Annotated in this window: 19 protein-coding genes; 5 read left to right on the plus strand and 14 right to left on the minus strand. The window is 55.2% G+C overall.

All coding sequences use genetic code 11. From position 1 onward, the window contains the following. Positions 1 to 416 precede the first annotated feature (416 nt). From HK22_RS13520 to HK22_RS13530, 3 genes are all read right to left on the minus strand, one after another. Positions 417 to 692 carry a hypothetical protein gene (locus HK22_RS13520; RefSeq protein WP_086649649.1) on the minus strand — a complete coding sequence of 92 codons (276 nt, stop codon included), beginning with the start codon at positions 690 to 692 and terminating at the stop codon, positions 417 to 419. Between the two features lie 122 nt (positions 693 to 814). After that, positions 815 to 1,966 (minus strand): hypothetical protein, encoded by a 1,152-nt coding sequence (locus HK22_RS13525; protein ID WP_143412427.1) that lies wholly within the window; start codon positions 1,964 to 1,966, stop codon positions 815 to 817. Positions 1,967 to 2,428: 462 nt separating this feature from the next. Next, positions 2,429 to 2,629, minus strand: coding sequence for a hypothetical protein (locus HK22_RS13530; protein WP_086649651.1), 201 nt, complete (start codon positions 2,627 to 2,629; stop codon positions 2,429 to 2,431). A gap of 97 nt (positions 2,630 to 2,726) precedes the next feature. Between HK22_RS13530 and HK22_RS13535 the strand changes: the two genes are divergently transcribed. Continuing rightward, the gene (locus tag HK22_RS13535) at positions 2,727 to 2,987 is read left to right on the plus strand and encodes a helix-turn-helix domain-containing protein (RefSeq protein WP_086649652.1); all 261 of its coding nucleotides are present in this window, start codon (positions 2,727 to 2,729) and stop codon (positions 2,985 to 2,987) included. Positions 2,988 to 3,081: 94 nt separating this feature from the next. On the opposite strand, the gene HK22_RS13540 is transcribed toward HK22_RS13535, so the two are convergent. Next, a complete protein-coding gene (locus HK22_RS13540; RefSeq protein WP_086649653.1) occupies positions 3,082 to 3,699 on the minus strand; it encodes a hypothetical protein in 618 nt (205 codons plus the stop codon). Between the two features lie 111 nt (positions 3,700 to 3,810). On the opposite strand from HK22_RS13540, the gene HK22_RS13545 reads away from it, so the two are divergent. Beyond that, positions 3,811 to 5,367, plus strand: coding sequence for an ADP-ribosylglycohydrolase family protein (locus tag HK22_RS13545; protein ID WP_086649663.1), 1,557 nt, complete (start codon positions 3,811 to 3,813; stop codon positions 5,365 to 5,367). Positions 5,368 to 5,919: 552 nt separating this feature from the next. Here the strand turns inward: HK22_RS13545 and HK22_RS15540 are convergent. The 7 genes from HK22_RS15540 to HK22_RS13580 all read right to left on the minus strand — a co-directional run bounded on the left by HK22_RS15540 (position 5,920) and on the right by HK22_RS13580 (position 10,155). Further along, entirely contained in the window at positions 5,920 to 6,507 is a 588-nt protein-coding gene (locus tag HK22_RS15540) for a 3'-5' exonuclease (protein WP_369827276.1), read from the minus strand. 12 nt (positions 6,508 to 6,519) lie between these two features. After that, a complete protein-coding gene (locus HK22_RS15545; protein ID WP_369827274.1) occupies positions 6,520 to 6,831 on the minus strand; it encodes an exonuclease domain-containing protein in 312 nt (103 codons plus the stop codon). A gap of 235 nt (positions 6,832 to 7,066) precedes the next feature. After that, complete coding sequence (locus HK22_RS13560) at positions 7,067 to 7,978, minus strand: replication initiator protein A (protein WP_233142670.1); 912 nt, start codon at positions 7,976 to 7,978, stop codon at positions 7,067 to 7,069. Between the two features lie 34 nt (positions 7,979 to 8,012). Further along, a complete protein-coding gene (locus tag HK22_RS13565; protein WP_233142671.1) occupies positions 8,013 to 8,342 on the minus strand; it encodes a ribbon-helix-helix domain-containing protein in 330 nt (109 codons plus the stop codon). After that, positions 8,305 to 8,955: an AAA family ATPase gene (locus tag HK22_RS13570; RefSeq protein WP_086649656.1), complete on the minus strand. Its 651-nt coding sequence runs from the start codon at positions 8,953 to 8,955 to the stop codon at positions 8,305 to 8,307. Before HK22_RS13570 ends, HK22_RS13565 begins: the two co-directional genes overlap by 38 nt. A gap of 76 nt (positions 8,956 to 9,031) precedes the next feature. After that, the gene (locus tag HK22_RS13575; RefSeq protein ID WP_086649664.1) at positions 9,032 to 9,613 is read right to left on the minus strand and encodes a tyrosine-type recombinase/integrase; all 582 of its coding nucleotides are present in this window, start codon (positions 9,611 to 9,613) and stop codon (positions 9,032 to 9,034) included. 128 nt (positions 9,614 to 9,741) lie between these two features. After that, the gene (locus tag HK22_RS13580; RefSeq protein WP_369827275.1) at positions 9,742 to 10,155 is read right to left on the minus strand and encodes a WGR domain-containing protein; all 414 of its coding nucleotides are present in this window, start codon (positions 10,153 to 10,155) and stop codon (positions 9,742 to 9,744) included. Between the two features lie 424 nt (positions 10,156 to 10,579). Between HK22_RS13580 and dcm the strand changes: the two genes are divergently transcribed. From dcm to HK22_RS13595, 3 genes are read left to right on the plus strand one after another with little or no spacing between them, the layout of a single operon-like run. Further along, positions 10,580 to 11,836, plus strand: coding sequence for a DNA (cytosine-5-)-methyltransferase (dcm, locus tag HK22_RS13585; RefSeq protein WP_086649657.1), 1,257 nt, complete (start codon positions 10,580 to 10,582; stop codon positions 11,834 to 11,836). A gap of 31 nt (positions 11,837 to 11,867) precedes the next feature. Then, a complete protein-coding gene (locus tag HK22_RS13590) occupies positions 11,868 to 12,284 on the plus strand; it encodes a very short patch repair endonuclease (protein WP_233142677.1) in 417 nt (138 codons plus the stop codon). A gap of 8 nt (positions 12,285 to 12,292) precedes the next feature. Further along, positions 12,293 to 13,501, plus strand: a complete 1,209-nt coding sequence (locus HK22_RS13595; protein ID WP_233142675.1) for a type II restriction endonuclease — start codon at positions 12,293 to 12,295, stop codon at positions 13,499 to 13,501. A 53-nt stretch (positions 13,502 to 13,554) separates the two neighbouring features. Here the strand turns inward: HK22_RS13595 and HK22_RS13600 are convergent, their stop codons facing one another. The 3 genes from HK22_RS13600 to HK22_RS13610 are packed head-to-tail and all read right to left on the minus strand — an operon-like array spanning position 13,555 to position 17,038. After that, entirely contained in the window at positions 13,555 to 14,319 is a 765-nt protein-coding gene (locus HK22_RS13600; RefSeq protein ID WP_143412428.1) for a DUF6339 family protein, read from the minus strand. Beyond that, complete coding sequence (locus tag HK22_RS13605) at positions 14,316 to 15,161, minus strand: hypothetical protein (protein ID WP_086649661.1); 846 nt, start codon at positions 15,159 to 15,161, stop codon at positions 14,316 to 14,318. The genes HK22_RS13600 and HK22_RS13605 overlap by 4 nt, the downstream gene beginning before the upstream one ends. A gap of 2 nt (positions 15,162 to 15,163) precedes the next feature. Then, on the minus strand, positions 15,164 to 17,038 hold the full coding sequence (locus HK22_RS13610) for a hypothetical protein (protein ID WP_086649662.1): 1,875 nt from the start codon (positions 17,036 to 17,038) through the stop codon (positions 15,164 to 15,166). Positions 17,039 to 17,708 lie beyond the last annotated feature (670 nt).

Here is a 17,708-nt window from a genome sequence, read left to right on the forward strand (position 1 = left end):
TCGCTCATCTTCAGTCTCCTCAAGGAGCCTGAATCAAAATTCCCTACAAAAATCAATAGGTCCTGAGCGTTATGCGTCTTGGAGTGTACTATGTCCTGCTCGATGGGCTGCCTCACCCACCGACCTACGTCGCCTGTCCCAGATGGGCTCACAGACACCGGCATCTGGTCGAAAACCTGTAGGCAAGTCTCAAGGAATGGCAGGCTGTCGCGACCCGATATGAGAAAACCGCCGCATCCTTCCTCTCCGTCATCCTCATCACTGCTACAGCAGACTACATCAAGGCCTAATAGGCCCTAGTCATATCTGGAAATGCACCATGCGGGGGGCCGGCCGTCTTCTTTGGGAAACGCTGCTGGCGGAAACCGTTTCCTAGATCCGGTCCGACCGGAAACTATACTCTCTTCAGGAAAAAGCTACCCGGCTGGAGAGCCGCTCCGGCTTCTGATATCCCGAAACCGGGTTTCAGCAATTTCCCAAGGGACTTGGCTTTCGGAAACCTGCCGGACCTTCTCCAGATCGAATGGTTTGCGGATCCGGTAATAATCTCCATCTCCCAGAACGAGCCATCCACCCAGTCCATGTGCAGACAGGGAGGCCGTTACCTGACCGATTTCTTCTTCAGTGGGCGAGCGGTGCTGGCCAAGCGTTGCGTGACGGCCGTCCTCGGCAATAATCATCCAGCGCTTCATTTTTCTTCCCTTTCCGTCAGACATAAATCCGTTCTTCTTTCAGATCTAAAAACCACAGACAGCTATTTCCAAGCTCAACCAACCTCCCTTTTCGCAATCCCGTAAACCCGACGCTTTTATCATCAATAGAGCTCATCCCGGTTGGGTTTGCTGTTATGAACAACGGTTGTTCCACTGCCAGGAAACCGCCCTGCCCGCTTTTCCTCCCAAGTCAGACGTCGTTCTTTCCCTAGCTCACTCTTCTTCTCTTCAGCCTGCTCAACGATTGGAGCAGGCTGGATGGTGGTTTTGGATGTCTCTTTCAGAACAGGTGCGGCTTTCACCCGAAGAGCCCGCCTGACCCGCTCCCGAAAGGCTGGAAGCGGAATGTCGAACGCCTCCCCATAACGATCCAGAAGCCAGAGACGGATCGATTCATACGACCACCGTTCCGCGATGAATGTCCGGATATGCTCCGCTTCCCGGATCAGCAGCACCCGACAGGCATCATACCCACGGGGAATGGGTAACCCTGTCTCACGATCTGCCTTCACAACGGCCATTGTTTCTCCCTCAGGGCGCTCCTGTTTTGAGATCACAGGTTCTGTCCCGAAAGGTGTTTGTCCGACAAGCAACCGCTGCACCACCTGCGACGCAGGAATGGTCTCGTCAGACCGGAAACGCACGTAACCCGGCCGTGCCGGTGGCTCCCAGGATTTCGCCTTTCGCCTGATCCGCCCCCAGTCTTTTTTTGCAAAGCCGTGTAGTTCAAAGACCTGCTGCCGCACCCCCTTGAACCCCGGCAACCGCACCAGACGCGCCATGACAGCCTTGATGGCATCATCATTGCGTGTGGTCCGGATGGCAGCCTGGATCTCACCCTGCCATTCCTGCACACGCTCCCGGGTCATCCGCCAAGACCAGGAGACCTTTGCTTTCAGGCTCGGCAGCTGAACCAGTTCGAACTCTGTTCCCCAGCACAAGCGGCCATTCCTGTCTGAAGCCTTCCGGCGTCCATGCTCCTGTTGAAAGGCTGCACTCTCTCCATCCGTAAATAACAGCCACCACAGGAAACGCGTCGTTCCCTGTTCAGGGTAAGCAAAGAAACGCACACCAGCTGCGCCCTGCTTCCGCTGACGACACCGCTGCCATCGGGACAGTCCTATGTCATAACGCTCTGCAAATTTCTCTTCGAGCGCCAGAAATTTCTCTGCTGAGACGACCCCGGAGACATGCCAGACATACCCACGGGCCACAGCACTCTGGAGAGCCTGCATGACGGACGTCTTATGCACCGGGATCTGCATTTCTCACCTTTATTCAATCCTGGAAATCCCAGTTTTCAGCGGCTTGTCGGAAACTCACGGAAACGCTCGAATATGTTTGATAAAACATGATAACTCACGGTATCGCAACATCATATAAATTAGAAACTTTGATAAAAAATGAGCTTCGCAACTTTATAATAAGAAGTTCCTCAAACGCGAATGAGAGAGAATGTGCCTCCCACACATCTGACTTGCCACTGAGACAGAGAAATTTTCATAATGGGAAACGGATATAGAGAGACGCCTCGCTCTGAAGACACTCTCTATCCAGGCCTACAGCTTACTCAGCAGGTGACTTCAGAGCGGCCCCAATCGCTTGCCCCAGATCTCAGGACATTCCCCCCAGTGTCCTGAGCCACCAGACTGGCCTTCAGCAGACACAGCCCGACAACCTGTCAGAACAGGGCAGGAGAGAGAAAAAGCTCTCTGTCAGGGACGTTCGTGCCAGGGAACCGTGCGTTTTTCTCCGAGATCATGAGGATCAATTTCAATCCCGGCTTTCAGCAGGGCGCGCATCAGCACCTCTTTCTGGGTTGTATTCCGAAGAGCGGCTGTCCGGCTCAATGCCCGGATGGTTATCTCAGTGACTTTCACGTTGAGATTGACGGCTTTCTGGCGCGGCTGCGGCATGGATTTCTTCCTGGCAAGAGAGAGGAAATGCAACGGAATAAGAAATTACATACTATAGTTGATAAACTTATAGTGTGTAAGTCGTCACGGTCCCTGCATGGACATGAAACGGCTTGTCGGAAAGAATTTTGCCCGCCTGAGACAGGAGAAGGGACTGACCCAGGAGCAGGTGGAAGAACGCTCCGGGTTCAGCCAGCAGTATCTGAGCGGTCTGGAGCGCGGTCACCGCAACCCGACAGTCGTGACGCTGTATGAACTGGCACAGGCGCTTGAGACGACGCCTGTGGAGTTCCTGCAGCCTGATCTGACTGTTCCAACAGGAATGGAACACGGGAACGATTCCTCATTCCCGCGCTGAAGATTACCAGTAATATTCGTGGGAGCATCGGGTTCGGGTATACGGAAAGACCGCCTCACCAAGGGCGAGGTGGAGGGTTCGAAAAACCCTCTATCTATTTTGGCGTCAAAACCAGAAATTTCCTGAGATTGTCTGCGGTCCAAGGCTTGCCTCCATGGGTCCGCAGATCCTGGGCATTCAGCAGATCTGCCTTCTTCGGCCATGACAGATCTTCCTGTCCCACCAAGGCCTCCAGAACAGCCTGGCGGTGCTCCGGCCCGGACTGCACATGCGCTTTTTCCTTCTGCCGCCATGCCCGGAAATGCGCCTGCGGATCGAAAAGCTTTCCGTCCATGAGCAACGGATCCGGCGCCAGCGCGAGACATCGCTCAATCGGTATGCCCCGGCGCAGAGCCGGCTGCGGGCGCCAGCCCTGGATGGCCGTGAAATCCACGCTCAGGAACGTCGCCTGAGGCGAGCATTCATGCACCAGATCTGTCAGGATCTTCAGACTCTCCGGTGTTGCCCGGTCGGGAGCAAGCTCCAGCAGGGCGACCTCTTTCTCCAGAACACCCTGCACTTCCCGCACATACTGCCGGATCAGATCCCGCTGATAGCGGACGGTCCGGCTCTGCACTGAAGCAGCATCGATGTCTGACGAAAGCTGGTTAAATCCTGCCCAAGGCACCGGACGGGTCCAGGCCAGGGCCACATAGGACTTCTTCAGAGACATGCGGAAAATCCCGACGATTCGGCATTTCCAGAACCGGTTATGGGAAGACCGTCTCCGGAACAGACAACACAGGGCCGCATCATGGCCCGACCGACCGAAAGAGACCAGATCATGCGTACCTCCCTGACCCATCCGCTGATGATCGACAGCTTCCACCTTGCCGAAGGAAAAGTCGGCATGACCCTCTGTCCGGGCCGCAAAGGACCGTCCCTTTCCGGACCGAACTGGGATCGGGATCTTCAGGCCGATATTCTGCGCCTAAAGCTCTGGCGCACGGACATCGTGATATCCCTGACCCCGCAGGACGAGATGGACCACTTGGACGTCGGCGAAATGAAAACCGCCATGGAAGGCGCCGGTCTGCTCTGGCTCCACCTGCCCATCCCCGATACCGGTATTCCGGATACCGGGTGGAAACAGCACTGGCGCCGGATCTCCCCGGCCCTGCACCAGCGTCTGGAAGCCGGCGGCCGGATCGTCATCCATTGCCGGGCCGGTCTGGAACGGACCGCCCTGGTGGCAGCCCTGCTGCAGTGCGAGCGCGGCGAAAGTATTGGCCTTGCCCTGAAGCGAATTGCAAAAGCCCGGAAAGGCGCCGGCCCGCTTCTCTGTCAGAAAGCCTGGCTAGAAGAACAGCGCCAGGAAAACGACCGGAACCACAGGCTGTTCCGGGCCTGTCTGTTCGGTGGCGCCATCGGAGACGCACTGGGAGCGGAAATGGAGTTCTGGTCCCTGGACCGCATCCGGCAGGCTTTTCCACGCGGCGTTGACCGCATCCTGCCCCACGATGGCCGTCTGGCGGCCATAACCGACGATACGCAGATGACCCTGTTCACGGCAGAAGGTCTGATCCGGGCCGATATCCGCGGAAGCCTGAAAGGCGTCTGCCATCCCCCAGGTGTGGTGCACCATGCCCTGCTACGCTGGCTGACGACACAGGGAGGAAACCCGCAGATCCATGACTGGACCGGTCTGGTCAGTGACCCGCGAATGCACCGCCGCCGTGCTCCGGGAACAACCTGCCTGTCTTCCCTGGAAGCCGCAGAACATCTGGGTGACTTCGCGCGGAATAACAGCAAGGGCTGCGGGTCCATCATGCGGGTCGCTCCCGTCGCCCTTTACGGAGGGGCACAGTGCGATACCCTAGCCGATGACTGTTCCCATCTGACTCACGCCCACTCAACAGGCCGCGACGCCGCCCGGACCCAAGCGCATGTTCTGGCGCAGCTGCTGTGCGGAACACAACTGGAAGAGGCGGTCCGGTCATTGCATACCCTGCGTCTGGACGATGAGACACGGGCTGCCGTGGAGCGGGCCTGGATTGCTGTGCCTGATGGACGCCCTGAAACGGTCGAGACACTGGGTCAGGGATGGGTGGCCGAAGAAGCCCTGTCCATCGCCCTCTACGCCGCCCGTGTCGCCACCGGCTTCGAGGACGGTTTGCGCATCGCCGTAACGCATTCCGGAGACAGCGACAGCACGGCCGCCATCGCCGGCAATCTTCTGGGACTGATGTTTCCTGACGAGGTTATGGCCCATCCCTGGCGGACGCAGATCGAATGCGCTGATCTCATCGACCGTCTGGCCGGTGACCTCTGTGATGCCCGTCATCACAACACAGGCGAGCGCTTCGCCCTGTCTATGGCGGAGTTCTACCCCGGTGTCTGAAGCCGAAAGCCCGCGGTCAGCGCACAACGATAATGACAGTTCTCATTGTCTCAGGCTGACGCCAAAAGATCGTACCCATCATGCTCCGTCGACAGTATCCGATCCTAGCTCAGTCGGAGCGGACTGGTCGTCGTTCTGCCCGGATCTTTCCCTGTCCGAAAACCACAGTCGTATCCGGCGAAAACGTCAGATGAAATCTGCCGGACGGAGGCCATTCTCAAGCGGGGCACCTCAAAATCGTCGGCATCAGGCGATGCAAGGGCATCTGCAATTTTCTACAGCCTCCGCAGCAGAGCCCGGACAGCAGGATCCGGGGAGACGCCCGCCAGAACCGTCATTTCCTCCGGGGTCCGCTTCAGCTGATGGCGCGGGGTGGCAGGAGCGGGACAAACAGGGCTGGAGACCGGATCGTCCGTTCCGTGTTCCCGGCGCCATCCGTTTTTCTCCGTCGAAGGTCCGTAATGCTGGATCTCTGCCTGCTCCAGCACCTGTCACAGTGTCATTCCCCGGAATCCCGGACAAATCCGACGATTTCCATCCTTTTCCCCAGCCTCAGACCCGGCTGGTGAAGCGGTCTCCGGCTTCGACGGGACGGACGGTGATGTCCACCTCCCGCTGATAGATTTCGGTGCGGAGAAAGCGGATTTCCTCTTCAGCCTCTTCGGGCGGCCTGTCGATGAACCAGGCTTTGGGCCGGCCATCAGAACCGTCGTTCCAGCGGTACCCCCGGGCCTTCAGTGTGTCCTTGAGCTCGAAGGGCGCGTATTCGGCCCACAGACGCTTCCAGACCGTTCTGGCATGCTCCAGCAGGAGGGAGAGGGCGGAGCGGCTCTCTGGGAAGCCTGTATGGCCCAGAAGGGCGATGGCAGCCTGACAGTCATCCACTGCCCTGTGCCCGTCAAAGAAAAATCCGGCCTGCAGACCTAGATGCCCCAGTTTGCGCCCCTCAAAGCCTGCCTGGTCCCAAGGGACGTCTTCCATGGAGCAGGCCCAAGGTCTGTTCACAAAAGCCGGGCAGAAGCGCTCGAGGAAAGGACGGTCGAATGCGGCGTTATGAGCAATCACCAGACTGGCGTCCGGGGCGAAAGCTGCAACTTCATCAGCCGAGACGGTCTGGCCGGCCAGATGTTCGGGTGTCAGTCCTGTTAGATCCTAGACAAGGGATGGCACTGGAATGGAGGGTGCCCGCAGACGGCTGAAGGTCGGCAGGGTTCCGAGCAGGATCCCGTCGATGCGGTAAATGAATGGCACCATGCCGATTTCGATGATTTCGTCCTGTCGGGGATCGAGACCGGTGGTCTCCAGATCCACGAACAGACCGGTGCGCAGTCCCCTGCCCTCGGGTCTGTGGCTCAGAACGGAATGACGCAGGCGTCTGAGCACCCGATAATCTTCCGAAGCTTCCAGACGGTTGGCCAGAGTGTCCAGAGTTCGGTCAGGAGGAAGAAAGTTATCCACAGGCATTCGGGTTTCAAATAGTTTTAAGTGTTTTAAATAGTTTTAGGAGCGAAAAAGTCGATTTTACCGTTTTTTATCAATGCATTGTAAAGAAGGGCGGTTCCTAAAAGACGGAGTTTGGTTCCTAAAAGACGGAAATCGGTTCCTAAAAGACGGAGTTTGGTTCCTAAAAGACGGAATTTTCACAGGTGGGTGAGACAGATTAAGGCTTTTCACCTTAAAGCTGGCCCTTCTCCGTCTATTAGGAACCTAAAGAAGAATGTTGCTTCTCTGAACGGTATCTCATGATTAGAAGTGGTCCGTCTCGCCCACTTTCTTCGTGAAGGTCATATTCAGGCAGGTCATTCCGTTTAACAAACTCTCTAAGTTCGTATGAACATCTTTTAAAAGTTCCTTGGCTACCACTACGTTCATAAATTAATCGGAATGACCATTTAGCTTCATTTTTCCCAGCAGCTACTCTTGCCAATCTATACAGAAATCTTCCGAGTCCAGGTTTTAAAAGGAAATAATCTGGATGGACGGTAAGAACTTCAGGATTTTCTGACTCCACTACCGCCGAGTATAGCCAGTTAGGAAGCTCTATCTCTACAGCCATTACACGCCCAGTATCTGCATATGATATGGTTTTGTAATCGTTTATTAATCCAGACCCAGTAGTTTCTCGGATCGTACGGCCACCCCTAGTCTTCTTTTCGCCACGAACTATTTCAAGAGAAGTTTGTTTGAGGCGCCGCAAAGCGGATTCAACCGCTTCATATTGCCTACCGCCATCAGATTGACGACAAAATTTTAATATGTCTGATACTTGAGGAGAAAAAATTCGGCCAGGCTTTTCTCCTAGCCCAGACCGATATTTATTCATTGCTTCGGTTAAGTATGAAATACCCATTAAAATTATATCATAGTCCCAAATAGACGCCATGCCATCAGGACCACTAGTTATACGTACATAACCATCAGGGAGATGATGTATCATTACATCATTTGCGCGTTTGTCTTTTTTAGACAGACGAAATACTGCGACATCCATAACGCCACGATTATCTTTTGTCGCAAGATCGTATAATCCGGGAACAAAAAAATCCCCTTGCTCCTGGTCAGATGGAGCGGAGCGAAAAGTTTTGCTAGAGGGATCTTTTTCAATACCCATGAGATATTCTTCCAATACTAATTGGATATTAAATTCACTTAAAAACATCTCCTTCTAAGGCTCTATAAATCGCCATATTTATAATCCCTGCGCGGGCCTGACCGGTTCTTTTGGCAATTTCGTCAACGCGCTGCAGTAATTCTGGGGCAATCGTCAAACTGATTTGCCGCTTATGTCCTTTAGGTATGCCCTTGTTGTATGCTTCTGGGGTTGAGTTTGTGGAAACCCCGCCATCCGGTGCCCCCGCAATGAATGCATCCTCTACCGAAGGAGATATTGGTCTCTGGGGTCTTTTTAAAATAGCCATTTTGATATCCTTATGATATTTATTTAATATTAAAAAGGTATCCAGATAATTTTTCAAGCTCTTTGCAAGCCTTTGCGTCTTTTACGGGCATCTCCGAAACAGCTAACCCAGCCCCACTGGCGTTACTGAATGCTTTTCGGCGCCGGATAGGCATATCTAAATATTGAAACTGCTTCACTTCGGACACAGCAGATGCTGCTTCTGAGTTATCGGATGAATGCAAACCCGGATCTGCTTGGTTCATAACAGCAAAGCAATTTAAGCCGTCTCGGACGCTGCGTGCTTCATCAATTAGCTTAGCCATATCATCGAGAGCCCACACATCGTATGAGCGTGGAGCAAATGGAACTAACAAAATATCCGATAAAATTAATGAAGCGCGTAGAGCTGTAGAATCTCTGCCCCCTGCATCTATAATGATATCATCCCATTTGTTTTTCTGCTGTTGGATTTGTCCTCGTAAAGTAGGACCGTCTGCATATTGTGCACAGGCAATTCCAGGGTTCTGATTCGCTTCTGTACGAATAGAAATTGCAGAGGCTGCTGTTCCTTGGCGATCTCCATCGATCAACCAGACATCTCTTCCTTGGAGCGCTCTGAAAATAGCGATTTGAACTGCAAGAGTGGTTTTCCCTACGCCGCCTTTTGTGTTGCCAACAGTGAGAATCATATAACCTCCTTTTGATATTCTTTTAATATTAAAACAATCTTCAATAAGAACTTAAAGAAGTCTCTAAAAGTATTTTTTAAATTAACCACATTTTCCTAGCAATGGTCTGCTCCTCGTCGCCGGAGGCGTTGGCGTAGATGGCGGTAGTGGATAGCTGGGCATGGCCGAGCCATTTCTGCACGAGATTGAGCGGAATGCCGGTGGAGACGGCCGCCACGCCAAAGGCATGCCGCAGGCCCTTGGGAGAGGCAGCCGGTCCGGACAGGCCGGCCTCGGTCATGACCCGGTGCACCATGCGCCAGCCGGTCATGCGGGCCACCGGCCACAGGCGCAGGGAGCGACCCCGGTCCCGACGCGCCTGAGCTTCGCGAACACCGTGCACCAGATCGAGCGCCTCGAGCAGGGGAGGGGGGACGGGGACGGCCCGGTAGATCCCGTCCTGACGCTTTTTCAGACTTTCGAACACCAATACGCCGCCAGCCAGATCCACCCGGTCGGCGGTCAGGGCCAGCGCCTCGGACAGACGGCACCCCGACCAAGCCAGGGTCATGGCGAGCGTGCGGACATCGCGCGGCGCCCGCTCGGCCGCTTTCAGGAAGGCGGTGCGCTCGGAGACGGTCAGATATTTCCGCGTCCCCGAAGGATCAAACAGCTGCATCCCCGCCTGCGATGACACGCCGCTGCCAGACGGATCCTTCCTGTCAAATCCCCGAGGTGCAGGAGCCTGCGTCTCCTGCCGGGAGCGCGAGGGCAGAGCCCTCGTTTTCACCATCACCTTCTCTCCAGTCATCCATCCATTTCCTCTCGGTAGCCCCGACGCTGCTTCACCTGCACCCAACAGACCAGCTCTGCTTGCGCAGCGACCGGATCGCCGAAACGCTCCCGCCGCTCCTGACCGGTGGTCCCCAAACGTCCCCAGGAGCGCACGAGAACAGTGCCGCCAAAGAGATCATCCTGCAGGGTCAGACGGTAGAAGCGCCAGCAGTTGGTCGCCGGGTCAATCCGCTGCAGACGGGCGCTCTCGGGGAAGAGGCTGAACCGGCGAGGCAGGGCCATTTGCGGGACTTTGGGCATCAGATCCCGAAAAATGTAACAGGTCCGGATCCGAACCGTCAGGGCTTTTTCGCCAAGGATGCGGATTTTCGGGGCTTTTCCGCCGATCGTGAGAGCGGGACGGGGAGGAGCGATCCGGGCGGCCACGGGATCGGAAGGAGCGGGGTGTTACACTATAGGTAATAGTGTAACACCCCGCTGGAGGTTTCAGGACCGTATGTATTAGAGTAGCTTTTCGCTTTGGCATTCAGGCGGATTTGTAGGGTTTCATAAAGAATATAACCAATCGTATAGATGGTCTGCCATATCTTGCGGAAGTGGGCCACGGATCATGATCCGCATTTCGTCTAAATTACTAAATATTACCAGAAAGTCTTGCTTGCGACGTAAGATAGTATTGACGAATGATTGCGTATTTTGACAATTGCGATGCGGTAGAGAGCAACATTATTTTTTTGATACGCATACGAGCTCCAGCACTAATTCACTTAAAAAAGGAACATATATCGAACAATATCTTGTCTCTGGGATTTAGAAACGCTATTTGACTGAAAAACACCCAGAGGCATAAATGTCACTTCCCTCGCAGCCCGTTTCTGTCTTTAACCGTCTTCGCGAACAGGCTGGCCTGACCTTGAAGGAAGCGGCCGAAGAGCTGGGAATCAGCGAGACGACGGCTTCCCGTTACGAGAAGGGCCGCCAGAAGGTCTCTGCCCCTGTTGTGCGTCTTCTGGAGCGTCTGGCGCGGGAACGTCGCAGCATACAGAAACCTTCCAGCGCCAGCTTCCGCTTTATTGACCTATTTGCCGGCATCGGCGGCCTGCGCATCGGTTTTGAAGGAATTGGGGGGCATTGTGTTTTTACGTCAGAGTGGGACCGCTTCTCGCGCGAGACCTATGCGCTGAACTACCCGGACAACCACGAGATCAGCGGGGATATCCGCCCCTTCGCGGAAGAGCCGTCGCTGGTGCCTGAGCACGACGTGCTGCTGGCCGGCTTTCCCTGCCAGCCGTTCTCGCTGGCAGGGGTGTCCAAGAAGAACTCTCTAGGGCGGCCGCATGGCTTCCTGTGCAACATGCAGGGCACGTTATTCTTTGATGCAGCCCGGATTATTGCCCATCATCGGCCAGCAGCCTTCCTGCTGGAAAATGTCAAGAACCTCCAAAGCCATGACAAAGGGCGAACCTTTGCGGTCATCATGGCCACCCTGCGCGAGAAACTCGGTTACCACGTCCAGAGTCGCGTTATCAGCTCGGCTCCGTGGGTACCTCAGAAGCGCGAACGTATCTTTATTATCGGTTTCCGCGAGCCGACCGGCTTTGATCTGGCAAACCTGCCCCTACCCTCCGTGGAGGACGGCCCCAAGCTCGGCAGCATCCTAGAACCGAACGATGCTGTTCCTCCAAAATACACCCTGACCGAGCATCTCTGGACCTATCTCCAGAACTACAAGGCCAAGCACGAGGCAAAGGGCAACGGGTTCGGTTACGGTCTGGTCGGCCCCGACGACATCGCACGTACCTTGTCAGCCCGATATCACAAGGACGGATCCGAGATCCTGATCCGGCAAGAGGGCAAACGTCCGCGCCGCCTGACGCCTCAGGAGTGTGCGCGCCTGATGGGGTTCGAGCGGCCAGGACGTCCTTTCCGGATTGGAGTGTCAGACACTCAGGCTTATCGCCAGTTCGGTAACGCCGTAGCCGTGCCTGTCATCGAGTATCTGGCCGAGGCCATGAAACCATTCATTGCCGAGGTCATGCGCAGGCCACAGGATCCAGAGCACAAGCCTATGCTGGCCTCGGCCGATATCGAGGTGCCAGTTGGCTGATATCGTTCCCCCGGAGGTTCGCAGTCGAATGATGGCCGGTATCCGGGGGAAGGATACGAAGCCCGAGCTGATAATCCGACGAGGCTTGCATGCCTTGGGTTTCCGCTACCGTCTGCACGCCCGGGACGTGCCGGGAAAGCCGGATCTGGTCTTTCCCCGCTTCCAAGCGGTCATCATGGTCAATGGCTGTTTCTGGCACCGGCATGATTGCCATCTGTTCCGGATGCCGTCCACACGGCCGGAGTTCTGGTCTGCAAAGATTGGGCGCAACGTTGAGCGAGATTCTCTGGTCCAGCGACAGCTCGCCGAGGCCGGCTGGCGTAAGCTTGTGGTCTGGGAATGTGCCCTGAAGGGGCGCACGGCTTTGGGACCGGAAACCGTGGTGACAAAAATCGCGCAGTGGCTTCCCGGCACCGAGGCCGCCTGTGAAATCAGGGGAACGATATGAAACGTGGCATGCTGTCCGACCTGTTCGCAGGCGTCGTCGCAAAGCGGCTGACGCTTGTCGAGACGATCTCGAAAAGCTCGAACCAGCACGAGTTTCAGGGCACCAAGCCCCTACGCCGCCTGCTGGGAGATGACGACGGGCGCGGCATTCCGACACGCTTCATCTGGCTTCCTGATGAGCAGGAGGCCATGACGGAAGACGGTTTCATGAGCTGGTCCAATGTTCGTAAGGGAAAGCCCCGTGCTCCGGAGTATCACCTCTATTATTCGGGCAATGCCGTCACCGAACTGATGCGACCCGGGGATATGCTGTTCTTGGCGTTGCAACAAGACGGATCCATCCTTGTCGTGGTCACCCCGGTTGAGACAATCCGGAACCAGCTTCTGTGGCTGTTCGGTCTGGATGATCAAGGAGAGGCCGGTTTTACGTTCCAAGAGATTGCTGGCGCTCATAACCCGGAGCTGGGCTATGCCGCCCGGTATATTCTCGATGAACTCGGAATCGAACCGGAAGAACCGGAAGCGAACCGGCTGGACAGCCTGATCGAGAAATTCGGGCTGGCCTTTCCGACGACACGAGTGTTTTCCGAACTAGCTCGCACCTCGCTTCCCGAGGTCTCCGCTGCCGATGATCCGGACCAGGCACTAATCGACTGGATGGATCGGGAGGAGCAACTTTTCCGCCGTCTTGAGCGGCGGATAGTTGCTGAACGCATCAGCATGGGCTTCTCTGCACCCGATGGCGCTGATGTAGATGGCTTCCTATCGTTTTCCCTGAGCGTGCAGAACCGGCGGAAGGCAAGGGCGGGTCAGGCGCTGGAAAACCATCTGGAAGCTGTCTTTCAGGCACAGGGAATCCGCTACAATCGTGGTGCCCTGACCGAAAACCGGAACAAGCCCGATTTCTTATTCCCGGGACAGGCCGAATATCAGGATCCGGCCTTTCCTACTTCGCGGCTAACTATGCTGGGAGCCAAGTCCACGCTAAAAGATCGCTGGCGGCAGGTGCTGTCGGAAGCCCAAAGAATTCCGGACAAACACCTGCTGACACTGGAGCCGGGCATTTCGGAAAACCAGACTGACGAGATGCAGGCCAAATGCCTGCAGCTGGTGGTTCCCCGTCAGTTACATAATACCTATCGATCTGCCCAACAGGAGTGGTTGGTAGATCTGTCCAGTTTTATAAAAATGGTAGGCGTTCGACAAACCTCAAACTGAGAATGTGCTCGAAACTTTCTCACCGCCGCCATGTCATCTAATCGACTGAACAGTCAGGCCTTGACCGTGCTTGACCCATCACTCTTGCGTAGTTTGGCATAGGCAAGACAATCGGACAGATGACTATCAACGACTGACGCATCGAACGCCTCGAACATGAGGCCGCCACTGCGCTTGTTCACCTCGAACATGAAATCCGCGATTGCGGCGTCATAACTGTTAAACCAATCTTCCTTGCCGAGAAGGCGAAAGATGCCGCTCACAAGTGGCTGCCGGAAAGCAGTATCGGCGCGGTCCACAATCTGCAGCCGCACATTGGCCCGGGATAGCAGGCGTGACAAACCGGTTTCTATGTCACCAGGCATCGCCAAAGCAGCAAGATGACCATTCCACCACAGGCGGCCGATAGCGTTTCCGTCGCGACAGCCTATCAGGCCGGGAGCAAAAAAATGAAGCCGGACCGCCGCCGCTGCACCCTCTTTTTTTTTGATCCAGCGATTTCGCGCGTATTCCAAGCACTCTACGTGGCAGAGGCGCGCCCACAGACGCTCCTCGCGGGCCAGCGCAGGAGTAACGCCCTGAAGGCTGGTATAAATTAGCAGCGAGTTTCTGATCTCTGCTGCTGGCGTTCCGGACGGGTCCAAGCCAGCCACGATTGCCGGATCCCAACGCGCAAGCGCTGTCTCGATCGCCCAACCGCTCTGTTTTTCGAGATCAAGGAAGTCGCCTTGCGTGTAACGCGTAAGATTGGGTCCGATACTCTTGGACAGCTCTTCGACAACATTGGCGGCGAGTAGCCGCATCTTTTGCGTGCTCAATCTGCATCTCCATTATCGTCTTCGATAAGCTGGCTAAGTAATGCGAAGGGATTCAGCAACAGCCGCTGGGCGTCATTGAAAAGGTCTCGTTTAGACAGATCGATTCCGGCTATCTCGCACCGGGCCTTGAACGGGTAAAGCCAGCGGTACTGTTCAAACTGCCGTTCTCCATCGCACAGCTGGTCGAGCACTTCCATAATAACCGGTACATAGAGCGCATTCATAAGTACGGTGCGGGTGGCGTCGTTGGTTTGACGGAAATCTTGGACGAGCTGATAGGTAGCATTCGGCATCAGAACTGTGATTCGGTCCGATTCTGTATCGAGCTCAAACTCGCCCTCAGGCACTTCATCAGAAGACTGAATCTCGAAGATCGACTCCAGCGGTGGCAAGGGTGGTCGCGTTACCTCAATGATCTGTTCATCATCGAGGGCGAGTATTTGCCCGATTTCGATATCGGTACCGCCGGCAAATTCGGCATGCGTTCCTGCTGGCCGGTAGCCACTGATAGGCCGGAGCGACCAAACCATCGGCCGCAGCTGGACCCTACCAATCAGCGCACCGCTTGCGAACTCCTGCTTGCCTATCGGGAAGCCGAGCTTCTGCAGGCGTCGCATTCCAGTATCCTGACATTTGATGAAGCAGCCAAATGTCGCCGCCCCCTCGTTGATCAGAGCCACAATATCCGGCTGATTAAGTACGACATCGCAATGAATAGATACTTGGTTCTCTTCCTGATCGAGCTGGAAGGTCACCATCGTACTGAAGCTGGCATTTGCGATATCATCCGACCACGGTGCGAGAACCGGGTGGGGATAGGAGGTGGACTCTGTAATTTTCATCTTCAGCAACCCCCCTGTGCCGGTGCCGAAAGGCTGCTAGCGGCAAGTTCGATTGGACCATCAAATGGTTCGGAGAATGTGATCCTGACCCCGGTCCGTTGCCCCTTGACTAAAGAAGCATGCAGCCGCCCTTTCACCACTGTACCGGCCGACGCCGCAATCAGATCAAGAGCAACGTCATAGGTCAGACCGGAAGCGGACACCACGATCTCGGCATTGCCGCTGACGGCAGGTGTGAAGAAGACGGTGCGGACAAGTCCGCCATCCCCCTGCGGAATTGTGGAACGCACCTGATCTAGCGGAACCGGTCGCTGTCCGGCTGGGCGGGGCTGGGGGCGCTCTACCCTTTCCGCCTTTTTCCGCTCACGTGCCTCGGCAGCTTTGTCGCGCCGACGCTTCATCTTGCCCTTGGAACCAAGGGCGGTGGCACGTCGCCGTATGATCTTTCGGGCTTGGCCGTACTGGAAGCGGTCAGGGTCACTTTCGCCATCGGCTTTGGACGTTTTTATAGTTGCGCTGCCCGCGGCGAACAGATGGGAAAGCTCGTCAAGCTGGCTATGGTCGAGTTCTTCCATCTTGGCTGCAGCCTTGATGATATCACGCATCTTGCGGACCAAAAACTTGATCTGCTGACGTGCAGCCTTCTGGTGCGCGGTATCGACGATCCGCTCCGGCTCGAATGCGTCATGCGCCGGATTCTCCAGCTGCTTTAGGAGCTGGCTGGGCTTCTTTCCGGCATCTGTCCGAGCCGGCTCAAGCACCGCAACATATTCCTTGGTACCCCGGAACGCACGCATTGGGAGCCCGAATTTAGCGAAGTTGTCGCAGATGTAGATGCCGTTGCGCAGGACATGGATTTCCCGCGGCATACCCTCGGCAATCAGTAGGTGGAGGGTAAAATCGCCCAAACCTGCCACCCTGATAGTGTGCCGGGTGGCCGCATCGGAGCGGATACACTGCATGAGACGCTTCGCACGTTCGAGGCTGGCAGTCTCGTCGGAAGCCACAGCAATCTCAGCAAGGGCATTGGCTTCAAGGATACTATCGATGGAGGGTTGATTCAACTTGATCCCATCGACCGTAAACTCGATTTCGTTCCGGACAATGGCCAAAAAAAAGTTGGTGGCGAGGGAGAGCCGCATCCTGTCTGCCCACCGGTCCTGCTCACGGAAGCCGACCGAAAAGATCGAGGTTCCGATCTTGTCCCGTGCGACCCATGGCGGCACCTCGGCTGTCGATGTGATCGGCGTAAAGTTCTCGTTGCCCCAGTACCCTTCTGCCGACAGCTTTTGGCTGCCATCTACGTGGGAGATCAGCCTCAATCGGCCTTGAGCAGCGAAGCAGGTTTGGTCAGGATTATTCGTCTTATAGCAGGTAGAGTAGATGACGGTTTGCAGGCCCGAGACCGCGTACGCGGCATTTTTTCCGATGCCGTAGGATCCGGCCGAGGTCGGGTCGGACTTGTTCGTAACACCGTCTCCCTTGACGAGCGCCGCAAACACAGAGTTTTCATCCTCCACCGGGCCCGTAAGACCGGTGGTATTCAGGTCGGCAATCTCTAGGACCTTGATGGTCGGAGCGGTGATCTGCTCCCGCGCTCTCTCAAGATGCTCCTTGGTCTTGGCGTCGCGCGGCGCTCTCAGGCAACATTCGATCGCATGCTGAAGCTGGTCGGCGAAAGGAACGTCGGCACGAGCGATTTCATGGAGGTTGAATGTTACCTGTACCGGCGCATCACCTGCAACAGCGTCGCGGCTGTTCTGCCCGGTCTCACGTGCACAGCTAGTATATGGTGAGCCCCGAAAGGTCTCGACCCCCGCATATGCAAGCCCTTCAACCTTGTTCGCCTCGTTCTTCAGAAACTGTACCTTTGCCATCACTCACTCCCTGTTCTGCAACCCATTCTCAAGCACCTTGCCGCGACATAGCGCCTAGAGCTTGAAGTCGCCTCCATTTCCTTCTGTCTCCCCTGAAGAAGCGCAATTTGATAGCGTCCATTGCCTGCTGCAGTGCGACAAAAATCTTTCGGATGTCAGACTTCTCGAACTCGTAGGCGGAACGATTGGAAAGCTCGCCAATCAGATAAAGGTCCTTAAAGGTCTTGTTAACTACGGCCTCCGAGAATTCAACAAACCTATCTCTTTTATTCCCCATAAAGCTAATACTTATGGTATTTAGAAAAATATATACCCTTTAAATATCTAGTTTCATATGATCAAAATTTATGAAGATATTTCTAAATGAAATTGGTAAGGATCGAGCTAATCTATGCACTATGATTAAGTACTGCCACTCATCAGCTTCCACATAGACTGATAACGCACACAATGTGACTGTATTCTCGCAAAGCTATCTTTTTGCAAAAAAAATTCTGCTTGAGAGAGGGATTGTGATCTCGTATGAGCCGACCCGCCAATACAGCTTCAAATTCGGTACAGCCTATGCCCCTTCCTTGCGTAGCAAGACCCTAGACCTAGGCTCAGGACCTATTGATTTTTGTAGGGAATTTTGATTCAGGCTCCTTGAGGAGACTGAAGATGAGCGACC

The organism is Gluconobacter sp. DsW_056, from assembly GCF_002153595.1.
Lineage (GTDB): Bacteria > Pseudomonadota > Alphaproteobacteria > Acetobacterales > Acetobacteraceae > Gluconobacter > Gluconobacter albidus.